This window comes from Vibrio genomosp. F10 str. 9ZD137, from assembly GCF_049974785.1.
Taxonomy (GTDB): Bacteria; Pseudomonadota; Gammaproteobacteria; order Enterobacterales; family Vibrionaceae; genus Vibrio.
The window spans coordinates 1-7,754 of sequence record NZ_JBNGCJ010000271.1; the positions used below are offsets into that span (position 1 = coordinate 1).

Annotated in this window: 8 protein-coding genes; all 8 read left to right on the forward strand. The window is 41.1% G+C overall.

Translation table 11 applies throughout. The annotated features are described in order from the left end of the window. The first annotated feature begins 509 nt into the window (after positions 1-509). The 8 genes from ACP45E_RS04600 (at position 510) to ACP45E_RS04635 (ending at position 7,635) form a co-directional block, all read left to right on the forward strand. On the forward strand, positions 510-707 hold the full coding sequence (locus tag ACP45E_RS04600) for an antitoxin Xre/MbcA/ParS toxin-binding domain-containing protein (protein WP_017037471.1): 198 nt from the start codon (positions 510-512) through the stop codon (positions 705-707). A gap of 670 nt (positions 708-1,377) precedes the next feature. After that, complete coding sequence (locus ACP45E_RS04605; protein ID WP_017037470.1) at positions 1,378-2,379, forward strand: hypothetical protein; 1,002 nt, start codon at positions 1,378-1,380, stop codon at positions 2,377-2,379. Positions 2,380-2,570: 191 nt separating this feature from the next. Continuing rightward, positions 2,571-3,284, forward strand: coding sequence for a helix-turn-helix domain-containing protein (locus ACP45E_RS04610; protein WP_017037469.1), 714 nt, complete (start codon positions 2,571-2,573; stop codon positions 3,282-3,284). A gap of 95 nt (positions 3,285-3,379) precedes the next feature. After that, positions 3,380-4,282, forward strand: a complete 903-nt coding sequence (locus ACP45E_RS04615; protein WP_026026544.1) for an EamA family transporter — start codon at positions 3,380-3,382, stop codon at positions 4,280-4,282. 352 nt (positions 4,283-4,634) lie between these two features. Continuing rightward, positions 4,635-5,024 carry a LexA family protein gene (locus ACP45E_RS04620; RefSeq protein WP_017037467.1) on the forward strand — a complete coding sequence of 130 codons (390 nt, stop codon included), beginning with the start codon at positions 4,635-4,637 and terminating at the stop codon, positions 5,022-5,024. Then, a complete protein-coding gene (locus ACP45E_RS04625; protein ID WP_026026543.1) occupies positions 5,021-6,289 on the forward strand; it encodes a Y-family DNA polymerase in 1,269 nt (422 codons plus the stop codon). Before ACP45E_RS04620 ends, ACP45E_RS04625 begins: the two co-directional genes overlap by 4 nt. Positions 6,290-6,434: 145 nt before the next feature. Further along, positions 6,435-6,860 carry a MarR family winged helix-turn-helix transcriptional regulator gene (locus ACP45E_RS04630; RefSeq protein WP_017037465.1) on the forward strand — a complete coding sequence of 142 codons (426 nt, stop codon included), beginning with the start codon at positions 6,435-6,437 and terminating at the stop codon, positions 6,858-6,860. Between the two features lie 16 nt (positions 6,861-6,876). Beyond that, on the forward strand, positions 6,877-7,635 hold the full coding sequence (locus ACP45E_RS04635; protein ID WP_017037464.1) for a class I SAM-dependent methyltransferase: 759 nt from the start codon (positions 6,877-6,879) through the stop codon (positions 7,633-7,635). The last annotated feature ends 119 nt before the right edge of the window (positions 7,636-7,754 follow it).

The following is a 7,754-nucleotide window of genomic DNA, read 5'->3' on the forward strand; positions in this document are numbered from 1 at the left end:
CTAGAAAACCAAATTTATCTACGAGCAATCATGAAATACAGCGCTAGTTGAACTAAGAACCACAGCATGACCGATCATAAAGGTTTTTAACGAAACCACACCGACACCAACTTTCAAGCTGTTGTTTTATTAGAATATTTAATACTAATTCATCATTGTAGACTTGATATTACGACAGTATCTATTCGATAACATACTAAAAACCACATTTATCTACGGCCAATCATCCATAACAACGATGGTCGTCTAGCTAGAATCAGAACCATTGAATGACCGACCTTAAAGAATTGCTAAAACCTAACACTACAAAACTTAGTTAAATCATTAGTTTATAGGGATCAAAATTTCATTGTCTATCGTTGTACGCTCAGCACCGTTTCTGCTAAGTTAAGATCCACAATTTGTGATAGATAACAATCAAATCGATTTAGCCATGTACATGCACGAAGCCCGATTCTGCTGCATCTGGCTAATAACATGGTTTTGCTTGCTTCTAGGAGACAACAGAAATGAATGAACAGTTAGATGCTGAAATTAAGTCACGCCTGATGGCCATTTTTAATGATGAAGCGTTATGCGATGAATGGCTAAGCAATAGTAAAAAGCCACTAGGTGGAATAAGCCCTTTGGAAACACTAAAAAGAGCAGATGGAAAAGCAAAAGTCCTCGAAATGATAGCTAGGATTGAAGTGGGAGATTTCTCTTAGTAAGCACTCATCCTCACTAACTCATTGAATAACAGCCAATATAATTTGTGTTTGATGGGTCAGTTCAGTTACCAAAGCAATACCATCATATCGCTGTCAGAAAATCACCTTTCTTAAGTCCATTATAATGCCCTTATAACCATCGGTAGGGGCTTACACCGTTATAAGTCCTTAATAATGGACTTCTACCCCCCTGCGCAATCAAAATACTTCAGGCTTATTTGGTCTAGAGAAAAGCTAAGCTAACGATCGTTAAGCTAACGAACGTTAGGCTAATGAACGTTAGGCTAACAAGCATTAGACTAATGAGTATTATCTTTGCTGTATTTCCTAGAGAAACAGCCCAACCATTTGTGAATCAGATCTCAATTTTAGTCACTAAAAAAAGCGCTATTTCTCCGACTAGCTTACCAAATATAACCAGAACAACCGAAATCAACATAGTTGAAAAACAACTGTTAATTTGACATGGGCTTTGTTCTTATTATAGGCAGGGTGCGATTTAAGTAATTAATTTTATTGAATTTTATGAAAAAAATAGCATTTGACAGGCATCACCAAGCCATCGTATTTTTCCTGTGAAGACGCAGCAAAGTTAGTTTGTTACTAACAAACTAACAAACGTTGCCGACACATTTCACTACTTATAACGAGAACAGAGGTGATCAAGATGGCTAGGCCAAAATCATATACAGAAGAAGAGTTAATCAATGTCGTTAATGACTTGCAAAACAGAGGTATAGAACCGAAAGGCTGGCGTGTGCGAGAAGTACTACTCAAAGGCAAAACAACCTCATTCGATAACGATATAAAGCGTCTTACGGAAATGGGAATACTCACTGCTTTCGTGAAACATCCTGATGCAACCCAAACTCTACCCAGTACCATCGCAGTTGACCCTGCACCTTTGCCTCTAGAGATTCAGGAAGCATATAAATTGTCAGAGAGCGCGTTAGCAAAATCGATGTTTGAGCTTATTGTTCGACTCAATGAAATTACAAACGCCCATCATGAACAATTGACTCGAACAAGGCTCCTGGGAGCAATAAATGAGAAAGAGCAAGCGATAGAAGATCGAACCATTGCCGAAACACTCACAATAGCGACAGAGGAGCGCGTACGCGCTCAGGTTTCAATTAATGAAAGCCTTGAACAACAAAATTATGAACTCGTAGATAAGAATTTGGATCTGGAACAGGCTAACTCTGACCACACACAGAAATTGAAGCTGTTGGAAATTGATTTCAACGAACTCAAAGCTAAGCTGGACGATTCTCTGCTCTTGATCAACGAGTTAACTACAAAAAATGCGGTGTTACTGAATGAGCAAACCGTTTTGACTACTCAATTAGAAGAAAGGCGCTTAGATATTGAGAAATTGGAGCTTAAGTATTCCGATCTTGATAATGCGTTGGATGCGACGAAAGAACAGCTCGTAATATCCACCACCCGTACTGAAAGTACCAACAAAGCTCTGGAGAAAGCGGAACAAACGATTGAGGCATTAACCAGAGATTTATCGGAATCAAAAACTCGAACTGAAGTGTTGAAAGAACAAAACTTTCACCTTAAAAGGGAAAATGATCGCCTAAATGGGCTAGGTGCAAACGCTCGTGGGAACATCAAACAAGACCATAGTGATATTGCCGCACCACCGCTTAAATATTCGTGAGATCGACATAATTGTATGTTTTTCGGCCTAAATTAGAGGCAGGTTGCCAACATCGACCACTAACAGGCATGAATGTGAATGAGTTAACTCACATCTGCCCCATTGTAAGTTACGTGAAGCGTCTGCTTGACCTACTTTTTGTTATGAGTGAAAGTGGCTGAAGATGCCTGTTTTTTTAACTTGTTGTTGATATGAAAACTAGTTTAAGTATTCGCACTTACACAAAGCACTTTAGTAGCCATGTTCACGATAGCTATCATCAACTGGTACTGCCTATTCAAGGCAATATTAATATTGATATGAATGGTTTCTTGGGTAAGGTGAGTGTCGGTGAATGCGTGGTGATCCCAAAAGGAATAGCACATGGATTTACTGCTGATGAAGCCGCACGATTCATTGTAGCTGATTATGGTCAACTTCCTTCACATTTGATCAGTGAGGAGTTAGCCGTTTTTTCAACCTCTCCCCCTTTGTTGAGCTTTCTTCACTTTGTTGAAAAGCAACTTGAATATCAGGTGGATAATCAAATTGAAGCTTCTATAGTCAATATTTTTACTTTATTGCTGGGACAGCAAGAGTTGTCTCGAACGAGCGATCCACGAATTCGTGCAGTACAGAACATGATCAGCGAACGGCTAGCCGAGCCTCTAACTATTCAATCGCTTGCTAAGGCTGTATATCTTAGTCCAACCCAGTTCAAGAAGCTTTTTAAAGAAAACATAGGAATGAGTGTGCTCAAATACATTACTGAGCAACGTATGGAAAAGGCTAAGGCACTGCTAACCCATACTGACTTACCTGTGCAGTTAATAGCTGAACGAGTAGGATACAGTGACCTTTCAGCTTTTAGTCGACGTTTTTCCACCAATTATGGAATGTCACCAAGAGCGTTCGCTCGTTCTTGAGTTAGTCTATTTAAGCAACTATTGCGTCCTTTTAGCAAAAACACAATGTGATTAATCGCCTAAGATTTCTGCCTTGTTATCAGTTCCTCGGTAGAATATTTATGTTGTACAATCGCTATACTTCCTATCAGCTCGGCATTTTCTCGATACTGTTTGCTTCAGTCTTATGGGGGACTACTGGCACAGTCGCTAGTTTAGCTCCAGATATCAGTTCTCTGGCAATAGGTGCTTTTTCAATGGGGGTTGGTGGGCTTTTTCAAGTCGCACTGTCTCGCAAGCAACTTCGACATGATTTCAAAAAGATTCTGAATCATAGAAGGAAATTGACGATTAGTGCAATTGCTTTAGCTGCTTATCCATTAGCATTTTATTCCTCCATGAGGCTGGCTGGTGTCGCAATTGGTACCGTGATTTCTATTGCTACAGCACCGTTTTTTGCGGTTTTACTTGAGTGTCTATTTAGCAAAGGTAAAAACATCACGAAAAAATGGTTGCTAAGCTTCTCTGTCGGAATTGCAGGCATCATGTTGTTAGTTTTCTCAGAGTCATCTGCAACCGATACAGTCAGTAACTTAAGACTGATTGGCATCTTGTTGGGTCTTATGGCGGGTTTATTTTATGCCGTCTATTCGTGGGTTGCTAAAACACTCATTGAACAGGGTGTCGAATCCCAATCGGCTTTAGGCTGTATTTTTGGTTTTGGTTCATTAATTTTGCTCCCAACACTTTTGGTCACTGGCGAAAACCTTTTTGCATCAACAACCAATATTCTGGTAGTTGGCTATATGGCTTTGATTCCAATGGGTTTAGGTTATATTGCTTATGGATTTGGCCTAAGGTTTGTGACCGCAAGCAGTGCAAGTTTGATTACGCTTTTTGAACCTGTTGTAGCAGCAGCTTTAGCTGTGGTGGTGGTTGGTGAGTCGATACCGCTGCTTGGTTGGAGTGGTATCGGTTTAATCCTCATTTGTTTGTTGATTCAAGTAAAAGACAGTTAGCCACCCACGAACAAATACTCATGGATACTATCATGCCTAATTGTGTCCTATGTTAAGCATTAGGCTGACTACTAAAGTGGTTTGATGGCTCTATATCGAGCCGCACCACGAAATTAGACACCTTACCAAGCGATTTTCCAATACCTAGAATTATTCGCATGTTACTAAAGTAGCAAAGTCGCTAACTCAGAAATGTCCAGAACCGTTGCAGTCGGCACTTTCTAGCACGTATTGCTGATGGCCTTTATGATGACCTTGGTCAACTTTTCCGCTATCAATCTCGATTAGCTTGACAGTATATGATGATTCGCGATAATTACTGTATATAAAACCAGTAACCATTGGAATTTTCATGTCACTTGTCAGCGCCAGTGCGGGGATCAGTCAATTTGAAAGTCCTGCCGCAGAATATAGAGCCTTAAAATCACTAAGCTTAGACGACCTCATTGTTGGTGAGCGTAAGTCTTCGACCTACTTTGTACGCGCACAGGGTGACAGTATGACTGGAGTCGGGATCTATGATGGCGATTTGTTAGTGATAGACCGCGCCTGCATACCGCGCCATGGTGATGTAGTGGTCGCTACTCATGATGGGCTTTTCGTGGTTAAGCTTTTAGATTTACACCAGAAACGCTTGTTCAGTGCTAATGAAGAATATGCTCCAGTTGCCATTAACTCAGCCTCACTGATTGAGGGAGTAGTTGTACAGTCTATTCGTTGCCATCGCCCTCTAACCTCATGATTTTTCTATGTGATGTTCACTCTATGTACTGCTCAGTTGAGGCGGTATTTCGTCCAGACCTACGTGATAAACCCATTGTCGTACTGAGCAATGGGGATGGAATGATCGTTGCATCCAATAAGAAAGCCAAAGCCGTAGGCGTCAAAAAGTTTGCTCCATATTTTCAACAAAAAGCTTTGCTTGAAGCGGCTGGTGTGGCGGTGTTTAGTTCAAACTATGAGCTTTATGCAGACATGTCTAACAGACTGCACAGCACGCTTGAAGCCTCACAGATCTTCACACACTACCATCGCTACAGTATCGATGAAGCTTTTGCTGCCGTTGATAACGTCTCACTTAGTGATGATGAATGGATAGCCACAGCAAGGCAGATTCGTCGCCTGGCATGGACGAATACCCGACTGCCTATTGGTTGCGGGCTTGGAAGAACGTTTACTCTAGCTAAGATGGCTAGCCACGTTGGAAAAACCTTTGAAGGTTACCGTGGTATTGCACTATTAACGCCAAAGAATGAAAGCCAAATATTACAGCAGTTTCCTGTAGATGAAGTCTGGGGTGTTGGGCGTCGAACAGCAGCAATGCTGATGGATAAGGGGATCAGAACAGCGGCAGAATTAGCGCAGATGCCTTTAAAGCTTGCCAAACAAGCTGGTTCAGTAAATTTAGAACGGATTGTTCGTGAGCTTAATGGCGAGCTGGTTTATAACTTCCGTAGTTTTCCCGATATCCAAAGTAAGCAAGAAATAGGGGCAAGTTTAAGCCTCACAGTGCGGGCAGAAACGTATGATGAGCTTCATCAAGCACTCAGCGCCCGAGTAGCAGTAGCTGCGGTTAAAATGCGTAAAGCTGGACTTGGCACTCAGTGTATGCAATTTAATGTCTCCTCGGGTCAGCATGCTGTGCAGTCTTTTTCTCGCAGTGAAACAGTAAGATTCGTAACAGCCATTGATGACACGCGATTGCTGACGCAAGCGATGACAGAAGCACTGAACAATGGTTTATTTCGGGAAGGAGAACGTTACTACAAGATAGGTTGCCGCTGCCTTGAACTGTGTGACATGCAACAGGCACAAGGAGACATGTTTGCCCCACAGCAAGACACGCGCCTGATGACTGCAATGGATATCATTAATAGCCATGCAGGTAAGCGTATCGTGCGTTTGGGATCTGAAGGTTTTGACGCGAAGGCAAAGATGACTCAAGAACGACTTTCCCCTGCTTACCTAACGAAATGGGCTGAGCTACCAACGGTACATTGTCAGTAGAGGGAAACAACGTTGCTCTGATAGATGCTTTAGGGCTTAGTTGTAACAACGTTTCTGCCCCATTGTGAGTTAAAGTAAAACGCTAGCATTGACGACATCAAATTATTTAGTTAGTCTAACTAAATAATTTGATGTCGGAGATACTATGGAGACGATTAAGAGCTTGGAACTACTTGAGTTCGAATTATGGCGCCGTTGGCGCTCTAAAATTAGTGACCAAGCAAGCAACGAATTGACAAACAATGAATTAGATTACCTCTACGCACTTAATGGGTTAATAGAAGGTGTATCACTTGGTTCTTTAGCTTGCCAGATGAATGTTAGTAACGCCTCTGCTAGCAGTATGGTGAGCAAGTTAGAGTCCAAGGGGTACCTTTCAAAAATTAAAAATCACGCCGATGGCAGAGGGGTAAGATTGGTCGCAACAGAAAAAGCGAATGCTCTACGTGCATTAGAGATAAACATATACCAACAAGTTGATGGTGAACTTCAGCATGCTTTTTCTGACACAGAATATGAGCAGTTTAATTCGCTATTATCCAAGGCTGTCGACATATTATTAAACAAATAAAAGTAATGGGCATACAATGAAATTTAACCACCACAATATCTCAACCAACCGTCTTTATAGTGATTTGTCAAAATATTATGACTACGTGATTAGTAGAGATGATTACCAAGGAGAGGCTCATTTTTGGAAGCAACTTATTGAAAAAAAATGCGCTAAAACTTTGCCAATGTTACTTGAATTAGCTTCGGGGCCAGGGCACCTCCTCTCTCACATCGGTTCTAATGTTGAAGCATTTGCCATTGATTTATCCACAGAGATGCTGACAAAGTGTAAGCAGCTTAACCCTAATGTAAACACCATTCAGGGAGATATCACGGAGTTTAGTTTACAGCAGAAATTTGATTTTATTTTGCTACATGACAGTATCGGTCATCTGTTCAAGGCTGATGATATTAGGGCTACGTTTGCGAACGCGTACCAGCACTTAAATTATGGAGGTATTTTTGCTTTGTCTCCTGAATTTGACGGAGATAGTATTAATAAACCTATTGTTAATCATCGCACCACATCACTTCCTGAAACAGATTTGACGGTTATCGACTACATCGAGCGTCACCCTACGGATAAAAATCGACTGAATGTACTGACTTCATACTATGAACAAAAACAAGGAGTGACACACATAGAGTTTGACCGTATGGAATTGGGGTTATTTGGTATTGAGTATTATAAAAAACTTATGGAAGAAGTAGGATTTAGTGTTGAACTTTATACGAAACCTGAATCATCGAGCACGGAATGTCGAACAGCAATTATAGGCACTCGATTGTCTTAAGCTAACTCACTTCTGTCCAGATCCGTGTTAGTAGGTGCGATTCTAATGGCTTGCCAACCAACGAAGAATTTGTTATTGCCCAGCAGTCGGTTGAGCTACTGTAATTTACTTTAAAAACA

What these genes read in the sequence shown, in the direction of transcription:
- ACP45E_RS04600 (WP_017037471.1), top strand. Translation starts at nt 510, where the DNA reads ATGAATGAACAGTTAGATGCTGAAATTAAGTCACGCCTGATGGCCATT.
- ACP45E_RS04605 (WP_017037470.1), top strand. Translation starts at nt 1,378, where the DNA reads ATGGCTAGGCCAAAATCATATACAGAAGAAGAGTTAATCAATGTCGTT.
- ACP45E_RS04610 (WP_017037469.1), top strand. Translation starts at nt 2,571, where the DNA reads ATGAAAACTAGTTTAAGTATTCGCACTTACACAAAGCACTTTAGTAGC.
- ACP45E_RS04620 (WP_017037467.1), top strand. Translation starts at nt 4,635, where the DNA reads ATGTCACTTGTCAGCGCCAGTGCGGGGATCAGTCAATTTGAAAGTCCT.
- ACP45E_RS04625 (WP_026026543.1), top strand. Translation starts at nt 5,021, where the DNA reads ATGATTTTTCTATGTGATGTTCACTCTATGTACTGCTCAGTTGAGGCG.
- ACP45E_RS04630 (WP_017037465.1), top strand. Translation starts at nt 6,435, where the DNA reads ATGGAGACGATTAAGAGCTTGGAACTACTTGAGTTCGAATTATGGCGC.
- ACP45E_RS04635 (WP_017037464.1), top strand. Translation starts at nt 6,877, where the DNA reads ATGAAATTTAACCACCACAATATCTCAACCAACCGTCTTTATAGTGAT.